This window comes from Curtobacterium sp. MCJR17_020, assembly GCF_003234365.2.
In the GTDB taxonomy this organism is placed as follows: Bacteria; Actinomycetota; Actinomycetes; order Actinomycetales; family Microbacteriaceae; genus Curtobacterium.
The window spans coordinates 3239419-3257123 of record NZ_CP126260.1 but is presented as its reverse complement, the minus strand read 5'-3'; the positions used below and the strand labels follow the sequence as shown (position 1 = coordinate 3257123).

General features: G+C 68.2%; 18 protein-coding genes and 1 pseudogene. 4 read left to right on the top strand and 15 right to left on the bottom strand.

What is annotated here, in order from left to right; genetic code table 11:
* Positions 1 to 25: 25 nt before the first annotated feature.
* The 4 genes from DEJ14_RS15510 to DEJ14_RS15495 form a co-directional block, all read right to left on the bottom strand.
* On the bottom strand, positions 26 to 574 hold the full coding sequence (locus DEJ14_RS15510; protein WP_111086684.1) for a sporulation delaying protein family toxin: 549 nt from the start codon (positions 572 to 574) through the stop codon (positions 26 to 28).
* Positions 575 to 601: 27 nt separating this feature from the next.
* A complete protein-coding gene (locus tag DEJ14_RS15505; RefSeq protein ID WP_284179587.1) occupies positions 602 to 1159 on the bottom strand; it encodes a sporulation delaying protein family toxin in 558 nt (185 codons plus the stop codon).
* Between the two features lie 275 nt (positions 1160 to 1434).
* Positions 1435 to 2484, bottom strand: a complete 1050-nt coding sequence (locus DEJ14_RS15500) for a methionine synthase (RefSeq protein ID WP_111086682.1) — start codon at positions 2482 to 2484, stop codon at positions 1435 to 1437.
* Between the two features lie 20 nt (positions 2485 to 2504).
* The gene (locus tag DEJ14_RS15495) at positions 2505 to 3467 is read right to left on the bottom strand and encodes a putative oxygenase MesX (RefSeq protein ID WP_111086681.1); all 963 of its coding nucleotides are present in this window, start codon (positions 3465 to 3467) and stop codon (positions 2505 to 2507) included.
* A 119-nt stretch (positions 3468 to 3586) separates the two neighbouring features.
* Between DEJ14_RS15495 and DEJ14_RS15490 the strand changes: the two genes are divergently transcribed.
* A complete protein-coding gene (locus tag DEJ14_RS15490) occupies positions 3587 to 4528 on the top strand; it encodes a LysR family transcriptional regulator (RefSeq protein ID WP_111086680.1) in 942 nt (313 codons plus the stop codon).
* A gap of 65 nt (positions 4529 to 4593) precedes the next feature.
* Here DEJ14_RS15490 and DEJ14_RS15485 read toward each other — a convergent pair whose 3' ends face one another.
* Positions 4594 to 6096 (bottom strand): family 20 glycosylhydrolase, encoded by a 1503-nt coding sequence (locus DEJ14_RS15485; RefSeq protein ID WP_111086679.1) that lies wholly within the window; start codon positions 6094 to 6096, stop codon positions 4594 to 4596.
* A 90-nt stretch (positions 6097 to 6186) separates the two neighbouring features.
* On the opposite strand from DEJ14_RS15485, the gene DEJ14_RS15480 reads away from it, so the two are divergent.
* On the top strand, positions 6187 to 7365 hold the full coding sequence (locus tag DEJ14_RS15480; RefSeq protein ID WP_111086678.1) for an SGNH/GDSL hydrolase family protein: 1179 nt from the start codon (positions 6187 to 6189) through the stop codon (positions 7363 to 7365).
* Positions 7366 to 7431: 66 nt separating this feature from the next.
* Here the strand turns inward: DEJ14_RS15480 and DEJ14_RS15475 are convergent, their stop codons facing one another.
* Positions 7432 to 8178 (bottom strand): SDR family NAD(P)-dependent oxidoreductase, encoded by a 747-nt coding sequence (locus tag DEJ14_RS15475; RefSeq protein WP_111086677.1) that lies wholly within the window; start codon positions 8176 to 8178, stop codon positions 7432 to 7434.
* An 86-nt stretch (positions 8179 to 8264) separates the two neighbouring features.
* On the opposite strand from DEJ14_RS15475, the gene DEJ14_RS15470 reads away from it, so the two are divergent.
* On the top strand, positions 8265 to 8894 hold the full coding sequence (locus DEJ14_RS15470) for a TetR/AcrR family transcriptional regulator (RefSeq protein ID WP_181437649.1): 630 nt from the start codon (positions 8265 to 8267) through the stop codon (positions 8892 to 8894).
* A gap of 40 nt (positions 8895 to 8934) precedes the next feature.
* Positions 8935 to 9369 (top strand): hypothetical protein, encoded by a 435-nt coding sequence (locus tag DEJ14_RS15465; protein ID WP_111086675.1) that lies wholly within the window; start codon positions 8935 to 8937, stop codon positions 9367 to 9369.
* A gap of 122 nt (positions 9370 to 9491) precedes the next feature.
* Here the strand turns inward: DEJ14_RS15465 and DEJ14_RS15460 are convergent.
* The 9 genes and pseudogenes from DEJ14_RS15460 to DEJ14_RS15420 form a co-directional block, all read right to left on the bottom strand.
* Positions 9492 to 9917: pseudogene (locus tag DEJ14_RS15460) on the bottom strand (alpha/beta fold hydrolase); the annotation flags it as partial.
* A gap of 64 nt (positions 9918 to 9981) precedes the next feature.
* A complete protein-coding gene (locus DEJ14_RS15455; RefSeq protein ID WP_146249835.1) occupies positions 9982 to 10488 on the bottom strand; it encodes a hypothetical protein in 507 nt (168 codons plus the stop codon).
* A gap of 83 nt (positions 10489 to 10571) precedes the next feature.
* On the bottom strand, positions 10572 to 12038 hold the full coding sequence (locus tag DEJ14_RS15450; RefSeq protein ID WP_111086674.1) for an SDR family NAD(P)-dependent oxidoreductase: 1467 nt from the start codon (positions 12036 to 12038) through the stop codon (positions 10572 to 10574).
* 18 nt (positions 12039 to 12056) lie between these two features.
* On the bottom strand, positions 12057 to 13130 hold the full coding sequence (locus DEJ14_RS15445) for a threonine aldolase family protein (RefSeq protein ID WP_111086673.1): 1074 nt from the start codon (positions 13128 to 13130) through the stop codon (positions 12057 to 12059).
* A gap of 9 nt (positions 13131 to 13139) precedes the next feature.
* Positions 13140 to 13805 (bottom strand): SDR family oxidoreductase, encoded by a 666-nt coding sequence (locus tag DEJ14_RS15440; protein WP_258373379.1) that lies wholly within the window; start codon positions 13803 to 13805, stop codon positions 13140 to 13142.
* Positions 13802 to 15283 carry a DUF6421 family protein gene (locus tag DEJ14_RS15435; RefSeq protein WP_111086672.1) on the bottom strand — a complete coding sequence of 494 codons (1482 nt, stop codon included), beginning with the start codon at positions 15281 to 15283 and terminating at the stop codon, positions 13802 to 13804. Before DEJ14_RS15435 ends, DEJ14_RS15440 begins: the two co-directional genes overlap by 4 nt.
* Positions 15284 to 15770: 487 nt before the next feature.
* On the bottom strand, positions 15771 to 16496 hold the full coding sequence (locus DEJ14_RS15430; protein WP_111086670.1) for a hypothetical protein: 726 nt from the start codon (positions 16494 to 16496) through the stop codon (positions 15771 to 15773).
* On the bottom strand, positions 16493 to 17392 hold the full coding sequence (locus DEJ14_RS15425) for an ABC transporter ATP-binding protein (RefSeq protein WP_181437648.1): 900 nt from the start codon (positions 17390 to 17392) through the stop codon (positions 16493 to 16495). The genes DEJ14_RS15430 and DEJ14_RS15425 overlap by 4 nt, the downstream gene beginning before the upstream one ends.
* Complete coding sequence (locus DEJ14_RS15420; protein WP_181437647.1) at positions 17389 to 17643, bottom strand: hypothetical protein; 255 nt, start codon at positions 17641 to 17643, stop codon at positions 17389 to 17391. Before DEJ14_RS15420 ends, DEJ14_RS15425 begins: the two co-directional genes overlap by 4 nt.
* Positions 17644 to 17705: the final 62 nt, after the last annotated feature.

Genomic DNA, 17705 nt, shown 5'->3' with positions numbered 1-17705 from the left:
GGCCAGGGCGCTCGTTTCGGACCCATCAGCCCAGGGCGCGAGTCAGCTCCGCAGCAAAGAGTGCGCCGGAGTCATGGTCTGCTGACTTCGGCCCCCAGAACTTCACCGAGACGGAAACAGCCGCCCAGACCAGGACACCGACTGCGACGACCACCAGGCACTTGCCATCACCGGTGATCGTGGCGGGCTCCGAGGTTGCGAGGCGTTCGGTTGCGGTTTCGAACGCGTGCAGCGCATCGAGCGCTCGGTACGGGTCGCCGCTCTGCAGCGGGACGGTGATGTTGTCGTGAAACTGCGGGTAGGCGTTCTGGTACTCCGCCGTCACGTCGGAGATCTGCGCAGCTGTCAGCTTCTGCTCCCCGCTTGGTACGTACTTTGCAAGCTCCGGGTGCTCGGCGATGATCCGCCCCTGCCCGGTGAACAGCTCGATGACGTTCCGGTCAGAGAGCGGAGCCCGTTCGGCGGTGAGGTGTTGCGTCGTCGGTGTTGCTGCCTGGACCGGCGCAGCCGGCACCGTGATTGCAGCGGAAACGGTGACCATCACGGCCGCAGCCGCGATCATGATCTTCGACATCGAAGGTATTTCCTCTCGAGGTTCTCGTCAGTTGCTCAACGGCAAAGCAGCCGCCAGCTCGGCCGCGAACTGTTCCTCGGTCAGGGTGGAGCCGGATCGGCCCGCAACCCAGACAAGGACGCCCAACCACAGCATTGCAGCGACAGCGACGGCGACCAGGAGGGCGCACTTGCCGTCCCCGGTGATGGTGGCGGATTCCGAGGTTGCGAGGCGTTCGGTTGCGGTTTCGAACGCGTGCAGCGCATCGAGCACTCGGTACGGGTCGCCGCTCTGCAGCGGGACGGTGATGTTGTCGTGAAACTGCGGGTAGGCGTTCTGGTACTCCGCCGTCACGTCGGAGATCTGCGCAGCTGTCAGCTTCTGCTCCCCGCTTGGTACGTACTTTGCAAGCTCCGGGTGCTCGGCGATGATCCGCCCCTGACCCGTGAACAGCTCGATCACGTTGCGGTCAGAAAGCGCAGCCCGCTCGGCAGCGACTTGATGCTGCGTTGTCGGTGACGTTGCGTGGGCCGGCAGCGCCGGCACCGTGGTTGCCGCCGAAACGGTGACCATCACGGCCGCAGCCGTAATCATGAACTTCGACATCGAAGCCCCCTTCTCGCGCGGCCCCTCCGTGCTCGGGTATCAACGTACATGTTATGAAGTTTGATGCGCAACATATTAAGTGGTTGAGAGTGCGACGTTTGCAGGATCCGCTAGCGCCGTTCGGGTTCTGGTCGGGACGCCAGTACCAATCCGACCTGTCAGCCGGACGGAAGCCGCGCCTCCCGGCCGGGTCGAGAGCCGCACACGCGGCGGGCGCAACACGAACGGCGGCCCTCCTCCTTCCGGAAGAAAGCCGCCGCGGTGTCTCGCAGTGGTCAGCGCGCCGACGGAACGGCCGAGCCGACGAGCTCGGCCCGCACGGTGTCCGCACCAGCGGACAGTGCACCGAGCTTGTCGAGCGCTGCCCCACGCGCAAGCGGAGCCATCCCGCAGTTCGAGCTCGGGATGAGCTTGTCCGCGTCGACGAACTCGAGCGCCCGACGCAGCACCTCCGCGACCTCTTCCGGGGTCTCGACGACCTCGGTCGCGACGTCGATCGCCCCGAGCATGACCTTCTTTCCCCGGATGAGCTCGACGAGCTCAAGCGGCACGTGCGAGTGGATGCACTCCAGCGAGACGATGTCGATCGACGACTGCTGCAGGAGCGGGAACGACTGCTCGTACTGCCGCCACTCCGCCCCGAGCGTCTCCTTCCACTTGTTGTTCGCCTCGATGCCGTACCCGTAACAGATGTGCACGGCGGTCTCGGCGCGCAGGCCCTCGGTCGCGCGTTCGAGCGCGGCCACACCCCAGTCCTGCACCTCATCGTGGAAGACAGTGAAGGCGGGCTCGTCGAACTGGATGATGTCGACGCCGGCGGCTTCGAGCTCGCGAGCTTCCTGGTTGAGGATCGTGGCGAACTCCCACGCCAGCTTCTCGCGGCTCTTGTAGTGCTGGTCGGAGAGCGTGTCGATCATCGTCATCGGGCCGGGAAGCGCCCACTTGATCGGCCGGTCGGTCTGGGTGCGCAGGAAGCGAGCGTCGTCCACGAACACGGGCGCCCGGCGGCTCACGGCACCGACCACGGTCGGGACGGCCGCGTCGTACCGGTCACGGATCCGGACGGTCTCCTTGCGCTCGAGGTCGACGCCGTCCAGGTGCTCGATGAACGTCGTGACGAAGTGCCGGCGGGTCTGCTCGCCGTCGCTGACGATGTCGATGCCACGGCGCTCCTGCTCGTGGACGGCGGAGCGGAGGGCGTCATGCTTGCCCTCGGTCAGGGCGTCTCCTTCGAGCAGCCAGGGGGACCAGAGTCGCTCGGGCTCGGCGAGCCAGGACGGTTTCGGCAGGCTGCCGACGATCGAGGTGGGCAGGAGGGTGCTCATGCGGTTGCGAGTCCTAACGATCAAAGAGAAGGAACGGCGGCGCCGGCAGCGAAGCGCGAGAGGAGCGCGCGGTGCGGCGTCACGAGGTGCTCCTCGGTCCACCGGCCCTGCGTGATCCCGAGGCGGCTGCGCTCCTCGCGGTCGTAGGTGACCGGGGTGGGCGTGAAGTCGGTGTGGTCGAGGGTGGGGCGGTAGGTGCTGCCGGCCGGGGTGTTCGCGGCGTAGATCTCCGGGCGGTAGATCTTCTGGAAGGTCTCCATGGTGGCGATCGTGCCGATGAGCTGGAGGTCCGTGTAGTCCCCGGTCAGGTCGCCGCGCGTGTAGAACGCGAGCGGGGCCGACGCTCCGGCGGGCTGGAAGTACCGGACCCGCATGCCCATCCGACCGAAGTAGTCGTCGGTGAGCGATGAGTGCTCGTGCTCGTACTCGGCGCCGAGGACGGGGTGGACGTACCCGGTCTGGCGGTAGGTCTGGCTCGTCGAGACGCTGATGCAGACGACGGGCTCGCCACCGAACCCGTCGCGGAATGCCGGCGACGAAAGGAACCGCTGGAAGAGCGCCCCGTGGAGCACACCGAAGTCGGACGGCAGGCCCTCTGACGACGGCAGCAGCACCGAGAAGTCGTAGTCGCGCAGGTACGACGAGAAGTTGTTGCCGAGGATGCCGTGGTGGTGCTCGCCGGTCTGCTGGTCGACGATCGTGACGTCGAGCATCTCGAGCAGTGGGAACTCGGCGTCCGACCCACCGTCGGAGAACGCCAGCGCGGCCGAGACGATGTCGAGCTCCAGGCGGTAGCGGTCCCCGGCAACCGAGAGGTCGTTCGCGCGCCCGTCGATCATCGCCAGCGCAGCACGGAGGTTCTCCTGCCGGCGCTCGCCGCGCGCCAGGTTGGCGAAGTTCGTGGTCAGCCGGGAGCTGTCCGCGGGGGAGTAGTCCTCGTCGAACCGGGTCCGGGTGATGCTGAAGGTGATGTCGTTCGCCATGGTCGGCAATCTGTTCGTCGAGCGCCCGAGGGCACTGGGGAAGGGGTACTTCGATGATGGCGGGAACCACGAGCCATCAGGTAATACCGAGACACTATGCACTGGTATAGCCTGCGCCTATGGCACGTATCTCGAACGACATCACCCTGCAGCAGCTCCGGTACTTCATCGAGGTCGCGACGGAGGGCTCGATCAGCGCAGCGGCCGACCTGCTCTACGTGTCACAGCCGACGATGTCCGCCGCGATGAAGGACCTCGAGACGCGGATCGGGCGCCCGCTCTTCACCCGCTCGGCCCGGGGCGTCGTGCTCACCGTCGACGGCGTCGAGTTCCTCGGGTACGCCCGGCAGGTCGTCGAGCAGGTCTCCCTGCTCGAGCAGCGGTACGTCGGCGGCCAGCGGTCGCGTCGGCTGCTCGGGGTGTCCGCCCAGCACTACTCGTTCGCGGTGGAGGCCTTCGTCCGCATGGTCGAAGCAGCCGCTGCGGACGAGTACGAGTTCTCGCTCCGCGAGACACGCACCTGGGACATCATCGAGGACGTCCGCACGCTGCGCAGCGAGGTGGGCATCCTCTACCGCAACGACTTCAACAAGCAGGTGCTCGGCAAGCTGCTGCGGGACGCCGGGGTCGTCTTCACGCCGCTGTTCGTCGCGCAGCCGCACATCTTCGTGGCCCGTCGGAACCCGATCGCGTCACGGGAGCGGGCAACCCTCGAGGACCTGGCCGACCTGCCGCGGCTGACCTTCGACCAAGGCGCGAACAACTCCTTCTACCTGGCGGAGGAGATCCTGTCGACGATGTCGAGCAAGCGGGAGATCCGGGTTTCGGACCGGGCGACGATCTTCAACCTCATGATCGGCCTGGGTGGCTACACGATCTCCACCGGGCTCATCAGCGATGACCTCGACCCCGAGATCGTCGCCATCCCCCTCGACGTCGACGAACGCATCGAGATCGGCTGGATCGCGCACGCATCCGTTCCGCTCACCGTGCAGGCGCAGACCTACCTGGACGAGTTGCGCGCGGTGGTCACGAGCTACGGCGTCGAGCCGCTCGGATAGGCGGGCGGCGATTCCGGCGCTTTCGGCGGTTCCGGCGGTCGGCCTGGAGGCGCGACATGCGTCCGTCAGGAGGCTGCGGTCTCGATCATCGCCTTCACGTGCGGCGCGCTCCACCGCAGGAGCGCGTCAGCGGGTGGACTGTCGAGGTCCTCGCCCCAGATCGCGACGGCCGCGCCCGACATCGGAGCAGCGAGACGTGCTCCGGAGTCGCCGTCCCACGTCCGGAGTGACCAGTGCTCGCGGAGGTCGGCGACGGTGTAGTCGCTGTCGGCGGGGTCGAGGTCGGTCGGCACCTCGTAGAGGTAGTACGAGTTGTAGTTGAGCAGGTCGATCCCGGCCTGCTGCAGGTCGACCGCACTGGCCCGTCGCGCTCGGCGTTCGCGACGCTCCGCTGCGTCCTCGGTGTCGCCGTCGAAGCTCCAGTACGTGACGTGGATGCGCGGGTCGAGTCGCCCGACCGCGGCGCGATCGATCCCGTCGTTCCAGGCCCACACCTCGCGGGTGCCGAGGGCGGCTGCCATCGCGTTCATCCACCCGACGCGCCCGTCGGCGGTGACGTTGCCGCCCCATTCGTCCCCACCGATGTGCACGGCGCGGCTGGACGGGAACGTCCGCTGCACCTCGGCGTAGAGCTTCGTCGCCAGCGCGAGACTGCCGGGCGCCGACGGGTCGAGCTCGCTCTCGCCCGAACGGATGCGATCGACCCACTTCGTGCCGTGTTCCGCCTCGAGCAGGGCGAAGGCGGCAGCCATGTGGCCGGGAGTGTCGACCTCGGGCACGATCGCCACGCCCCGCTTCGCCGCGTGGTCGGCGATCGTGCGTGCCTGTGCGGCGCTGAGGAACGGACGACCGGTCACGCGGCTCGTGTAGACGTCGTGGTCGAGATCGGCGTTCGCGAGGGTCTGACCGAGGACCTTGCTCTCGATCCCGACGTTCTGGTCATCGGTGAGGTGCAGGTGCAGGAAACGCCCGCCGTTGTCGTCGAGCAGGTCGATGTACCGCTTGATCAGTGCCACGGGGTAGTAGGCGCGAGCGAGGTCGAGCATCACGCCGGTCTCGGGACGTGGGCGGGGCGTCGGCTTGGTGGTGACGGTCGAAGCAGACGTGCGGCAGTGCTGCCCGGAGTACGCACCCACGCAGGCGAGCACCGAGTACTTCCCGGCCGCGGCGCGGAAAGGTGTCGTGCGGACTGCGCTGACCGTCGTGCTCGAGCCCGGGGCGAGTGCCTGCACCGCGACCCGGCCGAGCGAGTACTTCTTCGTGCCGGTGGACAGGGAGAGCCAAGCGGAGGAAGCCGGCTTCCGCACCGAGGTGGTGTTCGTGACCTTCAGGGTGGCCCGCACGGCGCTGCCGGTCGAGGTGACGGTGGACGCCGCGGTGACCTTGGTGACCTTGGTGACCGTCACCGGCGACGCTGCGGTGTCCGCTGATCCGGCGACCGCATCGATGCCGACCAGGGCTGCTGCCGACACGGCGATCGCCAGACCGACCGCGATGGTCCGTCTGACGGAGTGCGGCGCGGTCGCTGGACCGGCAGTCGGGTCCGGAGTCCCGGTGGAGGAGGGCACAGAGACGACGGTAGTTCACCAGGGTTGCGCGGTTAGCATTGCCCGACCCGGCGCCCGGTCGCGGAACACATCCCACCCGAGGGAGACAACGTGAACGGCCACGAGCGCACCACCGATCGCGGTCGGCGTCGAGGATCGCCCCGGCTCGTCGCCGGTCTGGTCGTCGCACTCGTGTCGATCGTCGCGACCGGGTGCACCGCGGCGAAGCCCCCGGAGGTCGCCGAGCCGCTCGCGACCTGGAACGCCGCCGTGGCCGACCGGACCGAGGCGCCCGCGAACTGGGTCGCCCTGGGGGACTCGATCACCGAGGGGCAGGGCGCCTCGTCACGCTCCACCCGGTGGATGGACCTCACGCTCGACCAGCTGCGCACGGAGCACCCGACGGACGGGGTCACCGGAGGGGCCGGGTACCTCCCCGCGCAGTTCGCCGTGTACGCACCGGACTCGACCTGGGGTGACTGGGCGACGGCGCGCACGGGGGAAAGCCAGTTCGACGTCACCACCCCCGACCTCGGCTACCGATCGGTCGGCATGCAGGCGGGCGCCTCGCGGAGCTACGGCTTCACGGGCACCGGGATCGACATCTGGTGGGCGCGCTACCCCGGGTCCGGCGACTTCACCTACAGCGTCGACGGAGCCGCACCGACGACCGTGTCCACGACAGGGACCGCCAGCACCGGGACGATCACGAAGGTGGACGGATTGTCGAGCGGGGAGCACACGGTGACCGTCACCGCCGTCGCGCCGTTCTCCTTGCTGGGGTTCACGATCTACGACGGTGACCGGGACAAGGGGATCCTTCGCTACGACTCCGCGCACTCGGGATCGACGATCGCGACGTTCACGAAGAACCAAGAGGGCTTCCTGACGGCGATGCGTCGTGCTGCTCCGGACCTCATCACCATCACGCTGGGTGGCAACGACGCGGCGAACCTCACACCCGACGAGCTCGGCGCCCGGTACGTGGCGTTCCTCGAGACGCTCGCGGCGCTCCCCACGAAGCCCTCGCTGCTCGTGATCGGCGAGTTCACGCCGGCCTCGAGCATGACGGACGGCATGGCGGAGCCGTGGTCGAGCTACCTCGCCGAGATCGAGCGTGCCGCAGCGAAGGGCGGCGCCGCGTACGTCAGCATGGCCGACACGTTCCCCGAGGCCGACACATCGGGCTCGGGGATCTACTCGACGGACGGCATCCACCCGAACGACGAGGGGCAGCGTCGGATCGCGAAGCTCGTGCTCGCCACCCTGGCTGCGCACGAGGGCGACTGACGGACCGACGGACGGGAGGCGCGGCGTCATCTTGCACCGTGCCTCCTGTCCGCCCCGTGTCCCGGTTCAGGCGATGGTGCTGCCGCCGTCGACCAGGAGCTCGCTTCCGGTCATCCCGGAGCTCTGGTCGGACACGAGGAAGAGGACCGCGGCGGCGACCTCGTCGGGTCGGAGGAGACGACCGAGGGGCATCCCGCTGGCCATCTGTTCCAGCAGCTCGTCGCCGTTGCCCGGAGCGAGACCCTTCAGCCCAGGCGTCTCGGTGGGCCCGGGCACGACCGTGTTGATCCGGATGCGCCGTGGTGCGAGCTCTGCGGCCCACGCGCGGGTGAGGGCAGCGATCGCGGCTTTCGACGCGCCGTAGATCCCGAACGACGGTTCGGTGCCGGAGGCTGCGGTCGACCCGGTGACGACGATCGCGGATCCCTCGCGCAGGAACGGCAGCGCGCCCTGCACGGTGAGGGTCGTCCCGCGGACGTTCGTGCCGAAGGTCGCCTCGAAGTCCTCGGCCGTGACGTCGGCGAGGGGCTTGAACTCGCCGATCCCGGCGTTGACGTGCACGGCGTCGAGGCCGGACCCTCGCTCGGCGACGGCACGGAAGACGGTCGCGATGCCGTCCGGCTCGGTGGCGTCCGCGCGGATCGTCGTGACGGCGTCGCCGAGCTCCTCGCGGATGGTGTCGAGTGCTTCCTGGCGACGTCCGGTGACGAAGACGTGCGCTCCTTCGTCGACGAAGCGGTGGACGACGGCCAGGCCGATCCCCGACGTCCCTCCTGAGACGAGCGCGGTCCTGCCCTGCAGTGCTCCGGTCATGGTGTCCTCCTTGTTATTGACTGAATGATCCAGAACCGTACGTCATAATGGACGGATCAGTCAACAACCGACGTGCAGGAGTTCCGATGCCGCGACCACGCAAGTTCGACGAGGCCGACGTGATCGAACGCGCCCGACGCACCTTCGCCGAGAGCGGGTTCGAGGGGACGTCGCTCGACGACCTGCTCGAGGCGACCGGACTCGGGCGCCAGAGCCTGTACAACGCGTTCGGTGGCAAGAAGGAACTCTTCATGCGGGCGTTCCTCAGCGACACCGCGGAGGCCGTCGACGCGGTGAAGACCGTCCTGCAGGGGGCCGAGCACCCGATCGCCCGCATCCGGACGCAGCTCGTGTCCTCGGCGGTCGAGCACGGTGAGGCCCAGGGGGCGCCGTCGTTGCTGCTCCGCGCGGCGGTCGAGCTCTCCGCCCGCGACCCGGAGGTCGCGGCGACCGTCACCGAGGCCTTCGACGCGATCCGTGCCGACTACACCGCGTGCATCGTCGACGCGCAGGAGGCCGGCGAGATCGAGGCCACCGCTGACGCCGATGCGCTCGGCACCTACTTCTGCGCGGTCATCGAGGGGATGGGCGCGATCGGCCGCGTCGGGACGTCCCGCGCCGCCCTCCTGCAGGTCGGCCTCACCAGTCTCGGCGTCGTGCCGATCACGCCCCTGGGGCACGAGCACCTCGGCACCGCGGACGGCCCCTGGACCTAGGCATCCCCGGAGTGGTGCGACGATCCGCTACCGTGAGCGCATGGGGGAGCAGCGCAACCAGTGGCTCGGCCCCGATGAGGACGCGTACCTCCGCCCGGCACGAGCGCAGCCTCGGACACCGCGCGTCCCGACGAAGCCCGGCGCGATCGACCTCGTCGTGACCGCTGTCACGCTGGCCGTCACCTACGTCGCCGCGCCCCTCGCCTGGTTCTGGGTCGTGCTCAGCCAGATGGCCTTCGTCGGGTGCACGGACACCGCGAGGAACTGCAACTACGACGCGAGTTCGGTCGTCCTCATCGCGTATCCGCTCGTCTCGGGTGTCATCGCCGTCGTCGGGACGTGCTGGGTGGTCGCCCGTCGGCGACGGTGGCAACCGGGGTCTTTCGCCGCTCTGGGCACGCTCGCCGGCCTCCTGGCGGCCTTCGTCGTCGCTGAGTTCGTCACGGACGTCGCGTCCGGCGGCCACCTGTTCTGAACCGCCGGCCGGGCCGCTGACGCACGGTGGGCAACGGACTGGAGGCGCGGTGCAGGTGAGTCGATCGACTCACCCGCACCGCGCCTCCAGTCCGGGTCGCTGCGAACGCAGCGTCAGCGACGTCAGCCGCGGATGAACGCGAGGATGTCGGGGTTGATGACGTCCGCGTGCGTCGTCAGCATGCCGTGCGGGTAGCCCTCGTAGACCTTCAAGGTCGAGTCGCTGAGCAATTCGGCCTGCTTCAGCGAGGCGTCCGCGTAGGGCACGACCTGGTCGTCGTCGCCCTGCAGGACGACGACGGGCACGGTGATCGCGCGCAGGTCCTCGGTCTGGTCCGTCTCCGAGAACGCCTTGATGCCCTCGTAGTGCGCGACGGCACTGCCCGTCATGCCCTGACGCCACCAGTTGGCGATGACCGGCTCGGACGGCGTCACGCCGTCACGGTTGAAGCCGTAGAACGGGCCGGAGGCGACGGTCTGGAAGAACTCGGCGCGGTTGGCGGCGAGTGCCTGGCGGAACCCGTCGAAGACCGCGATGTCCGTGCCCTCCCGGCGGCTGCGACTCGTGCCGATCCGGCGCCCCTTCGTCTGGGCAGCGGCTTCCGGGCGTCGATCAGTTTTCCGACCGGAGCTTGTCGGGCACTCCGTCGGAGCATGCGGAGGTAGCGGAGATCTGGTAATTGCCGGGGTAGGCGTTGAAGCTTGCCGAGGTCACTGGACCACCTCGACCACGGACGCCGGGTACTGGATTCGCGCCTCCGCTCTGGTACTCCTCGACCTGGATGCCGAGGCCCTGCCAGTGCTTGCTCACCGATTGGACGTCGGTCTTCGCGTCGGCGCCCGTGGTGTCCGCTCGTTTCATGACGTACACGAACGTCGTCCCCGTCGCACCACTCGGCTGCTCGCACTCCCGAACTCCCGGACCGCTCAAGTGCTCCCAGCTCCCGCCGGCTGCTGACGAGGACTGTTCCACGAAGTCGACAACGGACTGCTTCGCTTCTGACGGTTGCACTGTGGGTTCTCCTGGATCGTTGCTGCAGCCGGACAGGAGGAGGGTGGAGCATCCAAGGACCACCGCGGTCGCGATCGACCTGTTGAGCGGGGAGCGCTTCGTCGTCACGGTTGTCCCTGCATCTGATCGATCACGGTCTTCTCGTACCACGTCATTCCTTTGGGCTGCGCAGCGTCACTGCCGTACGGAGCTCACCAGGAACTCGGCTTGTAGTCCTTCAGGAACACGCCGAACACGTCCTCGCCCGCCTCGCCCCGCACGATCGGGTCGTACACGCGTGCAGCCCCGTCGACGAGGTCGAGCGGCGCGTGGAAGCCCTCCTCCGCCAGCCGGACCTTCGTCGGGTGCGGTCGTTCGTCGGTGATCCACCCGGTGTCGACGCTCGTCATCAGGATGCGATCGGTCTCGAACATCTCCTGCGCACTCGTGCGGGTGAGCATGTTCACGGCGGCCTTCGCCATGTTCGTGTGCGGGTGTCCCGGTCCCTTGTAGGCCCGGCCGAACACCCCTTCCATCGCGCTGACGTTCACCACGTAGGTACGGTGCGCCTCACTCGCGGCCATCGCGGGGCGGAGCTTCGAGATCAGGATGAACGGAGCCGTGGTGTTCGCGAGCTGGACCTCGAGCATCTCGAGCGGGTCGACCTCGTCGACGGCCTGCGTCCACGAGTTCACGTCGTGCAGGTCGGGCACGAGACCACCGGCGTCGATCGCGGTGCCCATGGCCAGGCGCTCGAGCGAGCTCGACCCCGGAGCCATCGCCTGCTCGGTGAGCTCGTCGGCGCGGGCTGCAGCGGCCGCGAGGATCGGGTGCGCCGTCACCGAGCGGGCGAGCGCCTGCGGGTGCTGGTCGTTCGTGTGCCCGAAGGTCACGAGCTCGGGCAGCGGGCCGTCCGGCAGCGGCGCGAGTTCAGCGTCGACGAGGGGCTGGTACGCGCCGGGCGACCGGCGGACCGTCTGCGTCGCGTTGTTGATCAGGATGTCGAGCGGGCCGGCAGCGGCGACGTCCTCGGCGAGACCGATGACCTGAGCCGGGTCGCGCAGGTCGATGCCGACGACCTTGAGGCGCGAGATCCAGTCGGCCGAGTCCGGCAGGCTCGTGAACCGGCGCACGGCGTCGCGGGGGAACCGCGTCGTGATGGTCGTGTGGGCGCCGTCGCGCAGCAGGCGGAGCGCGATGTACATGCCGATCTTCGCGCGGCCGCCGGTCAGCAGCGCCCGCTTGCCGGTCAGGTCCGTCCGGGCATCACGCTTCGCGTGGCTCATCGCCGCGCACGAGGGGCACAGCTGGTGGTAGAACGCGTCCACGACCGTGTACTGCTGCTTGCACATGTAGCAGGGGCGGGACTTCAGCAGGGTGCCGGCGGTGGACGCCGTCGTCGAGGTGCTGATCGGGACCCCGCGGGTCTCGTCGTCGATCCGGTCGGCGGCTCCGGTCGCGGTGGCGGCGATCACGCGGCGGTCGGCCTCGGCGATGACCGCGCGCTTCTCGAGTCGGTGCGCCCGCTTGACGGCCTTGAACATCTTCGCCGTGGCCTGACGCACCCGCACGAAGTCGGGGTGCGTCTCGTCGATCTCGCTCATCTGCCCGAGCACCCGGAGCGTGGCGTCGAGGTCCTCGGGGAGGATGCCGCTGGGTTCGGGCTGCTCGGAGATCACACGGGATTCTACGTTGGATCAGGCCGCGTCGAGCTCCCGCGTCAACGCCGCCACGAAGTCGTCGATGTCCTGCTCCGACGTGTCGTACGCGCACATCCACCGCACCTCGTTGCGGCTGGCGTCCCAGTCGTAGAACCGGAAGTGCTTGCGCAGCCGCTCTGCCACCCCCGCGGGCAGCGTCGCGAACACCCCGTTCGCCTGGGTCTCCTGGCTGAACCCGACGCCCTGGATGCTGCCGTCGGCGATCCGGGCCTCGAGTGCGCCACGGAGTCGGGCGGCCATGGCGTTGGCGTGCCCGGCGGAGCGCAGGTACAGGTCGTCGGACAGCAGCGCGATGAGCTGCGCGGAGACGAACCGCATCTTCGACGACAGCTGCATGTTCATCTTGCGCAGGTAGTGCAGCCCCTCTGACGCGTCGGGGTCGAGCACGATGATCGCCTCGCCGTAGAGCATGCCGTTCTTCGTGCCGCCGAAGCTCAGCACGTCCACGCCGGCATCGGTGGTGAAGTCGCGCAGGGGCAGGCCGAGGGTTGCAGCGGCGTTGGAGATGCGTGCGCCGTCCATGTGCAGCGTCATGCCGAGCGGGTGGACGTGGTCCGCGATCGCCCGGATCTCGTCGACCGTGTAGGCGGTGCCGAGCTCGGTGGTCTGCGTGATGGACACCACCAGTGGCTGGGCACGGTGCTCGTCACCCCAACCCCAGGCCTCCTTGTCGATGAGCTCGGGGGTGAGCTTGCCGTCCGGGGTCTCGACCGGCAGCAGCTTGATCCCGCCGATGCGTTCGGGAGCACCCGCTTCGTCGGTGTGGATGTGCGCGGTCGTGGTGCACACGACGGCGCCCCACCGCGGCAGCATCGACTGCAGCCCCACGACGTTGGCGCCGGTCCCGTTGAACACCGGGAACGCCTGCGCCTGGGAGCCGAAGTGGTCGCCGATCACCTCGTTGAGACGGGCCGTGTAGACGTCCTCGCCGTACGCGATCTGGTGGCCGTCGTTGGCCGCTGCGATCGCGTCGAGGACCTCGGGGTGGACGCCGGCGTAGTTGTCCGAGGCGAAGCCCCGCAGGTCCAGGTCGTGGAGTCGAAGGGTCACTGGTTCATCCTAAGGAAGGGAGAGCGGGAGACGGGCGCCGTTCACGTCGGCCGGCGATGCCGACCAGAGCCGCACGACCTCGTCGCCGAGCCGCTCTTCGAGACCGGCCAGAGCGCCGACGACGAACACGGTGGCTGCCGCCGAGTCCGGTGCATCCTTCCGGAAGCCCTGGGCGACCGCACGGACCCACGCGTCGGAAGCGGCCTTGGCGGCTGCGTAGTTCGCGGCACCCGCCGTGGGGGAGTCGACGGCGGTGGACGAGACGAACGCGAGCCGTCCGGCCGGCGACGCCACCAGGTCGTCGAAGAACACGCGTGTGGTGTTCCGCAGGGTGCGGAACGCCCGGTCGAAGAAGTCCCAGTCGTCGTCCGACTGGCCGGCGATGCCGCCGCCCCCGCGCCACCCACCGACCAGGTGGACCAGCCCGTCGACCGGGCCCGACGTGTCGCGGACCGCAGCCGCGAGCGCGGTGACCGCGCCGAGGTCTGCGAGGTCGTACGTGTGGGTCGTGACGCCCGGGACGGAGGCGTGCAGGGCCTCCAGTGCGTCTGGTCTGGTGCCGACCGCGACGACGGCCGCCCCGGCGGAGGTGAGTGCGCGCGCGACCGCCGCGCCGCTGGTGCTGGTCGCGCCCGCGACCAGCACCGTGCGACCGGACAGTGACCCAGCGCTCACGCGGCGACGTCCGGAACGGACGGAACAGCGGACGGAGCGTCCGACGACGAGCCGGTGATGCCAGCCGTCGAAGCGATGACCGCAGCCATCTTCTTGTTGAGCGCTTCGTAGAACATCGACAGCGGGAATTCGTCGTCGAGCACGGCGTCGGTGTAGCCCTTCGACATGCCGGCGAGCGTTTCCTCCGGCAGTCCCCGCGCCCATCTCGATGCCGGGTGCGGCGTGAGCGTCCGGGTGAGCATCTCGTACGCAGCGAGCCAGTGCGCCGATTTCGGTCGGTCGATCGACCGCCGGTACAACTCGTTGATCTCATCGCTGAGCGCGATGATCACGTCGGGAACGGCATCCCAGTCGATGGTGAGCTGCGTGTCCGTCCAGTGCAGGACATCGTGCTGGTGCATCCACGCGAACAACAGTTGCCCGCCGAGCCCATCGTAGTTCCGGACGCGGCTGCCGGTGATCGCGAACCGGAAGATGCGGTCGAAGACGACGGCGTACTGCACCAGGCGTGCGTGGTCGCGGATCGCGCGTTGCGCTTCGTCGAGATCTGCATCCGGCAATGCAGAAAGTGCACGTTCGAGCCGTACGGACTCCCGGAACGCCGTCAGGTCGCAACGCAGTTCTTCCAGCGAGTAGAGGAAGAACGGCATCCGCTGCTTGATCATGAACGGATCGAACGGCAGATCCCCGCGCATGTGCGATCGGTCGTGGATGAGGTCCCACATCACGAACACCTGTTCCGTCAGCTCCTGGTCGTCGAGCATCGCTGCAGCGTCGTCAGGCAGTTCCAGTTTCGTGATCTCCGCAGCGGCACGGACGACTCTGCGGTAGCGAGCGGCTTCGCGGTCCTGGAAGATCGCACCCCACGTGAACGTCGGGATCTCGCGCATCGCGACCGTCTCGGGGAACAGCACCGCCGAGTTCGTGTCGTAGCCGGGCGTGAAGTCGACGAACCGCAGTGCGACGAAGAGCTTGTTGCTGTAGTCGCCCGCTTCGAGTTCCGCGATGAACTCCGGCCAGATGACCTCGACCAGGACGGCTTCGACGAACCGCGAGGAACTGCCGTTCTGCGTCACCATCGGGAAGACGACCAGGTGGCCGAGCCCGTCGACGCGGTGCTGTTGCGGCTGGAATTCGTTCAGTGCGTCGAGGAAGTCGGGAACGCCGAAACCGTCGCGTTCCCAGCGTGTCAAATCGCGCTGCAGTGCAGCGAGGTACGCCGCATCGTGCGGAAAGAACGGGGCCAGTTCGGCAATGGCCGGGAGGATCGTGGCCAGGTGCTCGGAAGCGGTCGCGTGGACCGCATGGTCGGGTATCGAGCCGTCGGCCGTCTGCAACGCACGGAACGACACGACAGCGGCTTTCAGCCGCATCCACGCGGGATGCTCGGCGACCTCGCGCACCGACGCGCGGTCCTCGACGACCTCGGGTTCTCCGACGATGGCGCCCTGCGTGAACTCCTGGACGAACTGTGACATGTCGAACCTCCCGTCATTGGGCCGGCCGCGGATCTGCGGCGTGGTGGTGCGCTTGTCATGAGCCTAGGGAGGATCGGGGGACGCATTCTTGCCCATCCGTGGGGGTTTCGTGCGCCGGGGCATTGTCAGCGCACGCGATGCCGCTCGGCGCGCAACGTTTCGCCGGCGCGGGCTCGGGGGACCGTCAGCAGCTACGACTTCGTGACTGCGGCAATCGCCTCGCTCACGGTCGAGCTCGGGTGCTGTGCGCGCCATCGCCGCACTGCCGCAGGGTCCGGCGATGCTCCCTGGGGGATCGGCGTGGTCCCGATGATGCTCGGCGCAGACGCCGCCCAGGTGATCGTGGCCAGCGCAGCAACGCAGGCGGAGAGCAGGTCGAGAACCAGCCAGGTGCCGCAGGTCACGACCACCCCGCCGACGAGGTCGAGCGTCGGTACGCGATGTCTCGGAGGGCGTCCGCTTGCCTTGCCCGCGGTCGGACCAAGCATCAGCGAGGCTCCGCGCGGAGTTGTCGGACCCACCCGAGCGCGAGCGGGAGCGCGGTCCAGACCGCGAATGACGTCACCGCGGGCCCGAGTCCGACAGTGGTCTCCGACGTGATGGTCCAGGACAGTTGCGGCTCCGCGAGCCAAGACGCGAAGCCGTACGGGTTCAGCCAGTCGACCAGGCCGGGTGTGAACGCGAGCCCGATGGTCAGGAGAAAAGGTCCGAACACGGCGATGAGCAGGGCGAGCGCCGTTCGCAGCACGAGGCTCGCTACGGCGATTGCCGTGAGGGTTGCCGCGATCGTTGTCGCAAGCATCTGCCAGAACTGCGCCAGAACGGCAACGTCGAAAACGGAACCGACAGAACCGGGCCTGCTGACAACGAAGCCGACGGCTGCGAGGAGATGGATGGCAACGAGAGTCGAGGCAGCGAGGAGCAGGATTGCGGCGTAACGGGCACCGAGTATTCGTTGTCGGCGTGGAGTGACAGCGAACGTCGTCAACGCAGCGCGCGTGCTCCATTCCGCCGTGAACGCCATGACAGCCAGAAGGCCCATGAGCAGCGGAAGCGCAAGGCTGAGTCCGGCGACGAACGCCGCGAACGTCGTCGCATCTCGCGCAACGACAAAGGACAGCAGGACACCGCTGACGGCCGCCGCCGCGAAGGACCAGCGCGGCCCGCGCGTATCGACCGCGCGTCGCAGTTCGACGAGAACTAAGCGGATCACGTCGCCTTCCCCTCGTATTCGGTCTCAGTGATGGAGGACAGGTAGGAATCAAGCCGGACGTCCTCTGCGCGGAGTGCAGAGAGCGCGATGCCCGAATCTCTGGCAAGCCGCCCGACTTCCACGGGCTCGAGGTCCACGAGCAAGCCTTCTGCCATCGGAGATGGGTGTGCCCCGACGAGCCGCAGAGCATGCGCGAAGCGCGGTTGATCCTCGGCCACGAGGAAACTCCGCCCGGTTCGTGCGCGCAGCTCCTCAAGCCGAACCTGGTCGACGACCCGTCCGCGGGAGATCGCAACGATGCGATCCGCAGTCCGCTCCACCGCCGCGAGCTGATGTGTGGAGACCAACACCGTCCCGCCCTGATCAGCGAATTGGCGAAGCATCCTGTCGAGCCACTGCATCCCTTCGGGATCCAGACCGTTGGAGGGCTCGTCCAGGACGAGCGTCCGAGGGCGTCCGAGTAGTGCATGCGCAAGCCCGAGTCGTTGTCGCATACCGAGGGAGAGCTTGCCGACTCGTCTAGCGGCCACCGACTGCAACCCGACGGTCTCGAGGCACTCGTCGACTCGTTGTCTGGACTCACCGATGGTGAAGGCGGTGAGTCGGAGCGTCTCGCGAACCGACCGACCTGGGTGGAACGCTGACGCGTCGAGAAGGGAACCGAGGAATCTAGCCGGAGCAGGCAGCTTCTGGAGTTCCTGACCGTTCACCATCGCAGTGCCAACGTCCGCTCGGGTGATCCCAGTCAGGATCCGAAGCGCGGTGGACTTGCCGGCGCCGTTCGGTCCGCAGAACGCTGTGATCGTCCCCTGTGGGCAGGTGAAGGACACATCGTCGAGGGCGACGTGCTTCCCATAGGCCTTGCGGACCCCGCGAAGTTCGATCGGGTCGCTCACGAGACCACCTGATGGACAATCAACGCCGTGCCGATTGCTGCAACGCAGATCAGGAAGGCGGCCGGGGCGGCCTTGCTCTTCGGATCGACGGTGCCTGCAAAGCCCGAGGCGGTCAGCCCGGCTGCTCCGGCTGCGACCGACAGTGGCCAGCCGCCGGCGACGAGCACGACACAAGTTGTCCCGAGCAGGACTGCGCTCACTGCCAGCCCTGTGCTGACGATGTGTCGCAGACGAGAGTGCTTGACGGGCACGGACCCTCCTTCTTCGTGCTCCGGAAGGGGCGGCGCAGGCCACCCCTTCCGGAGGCCATTCG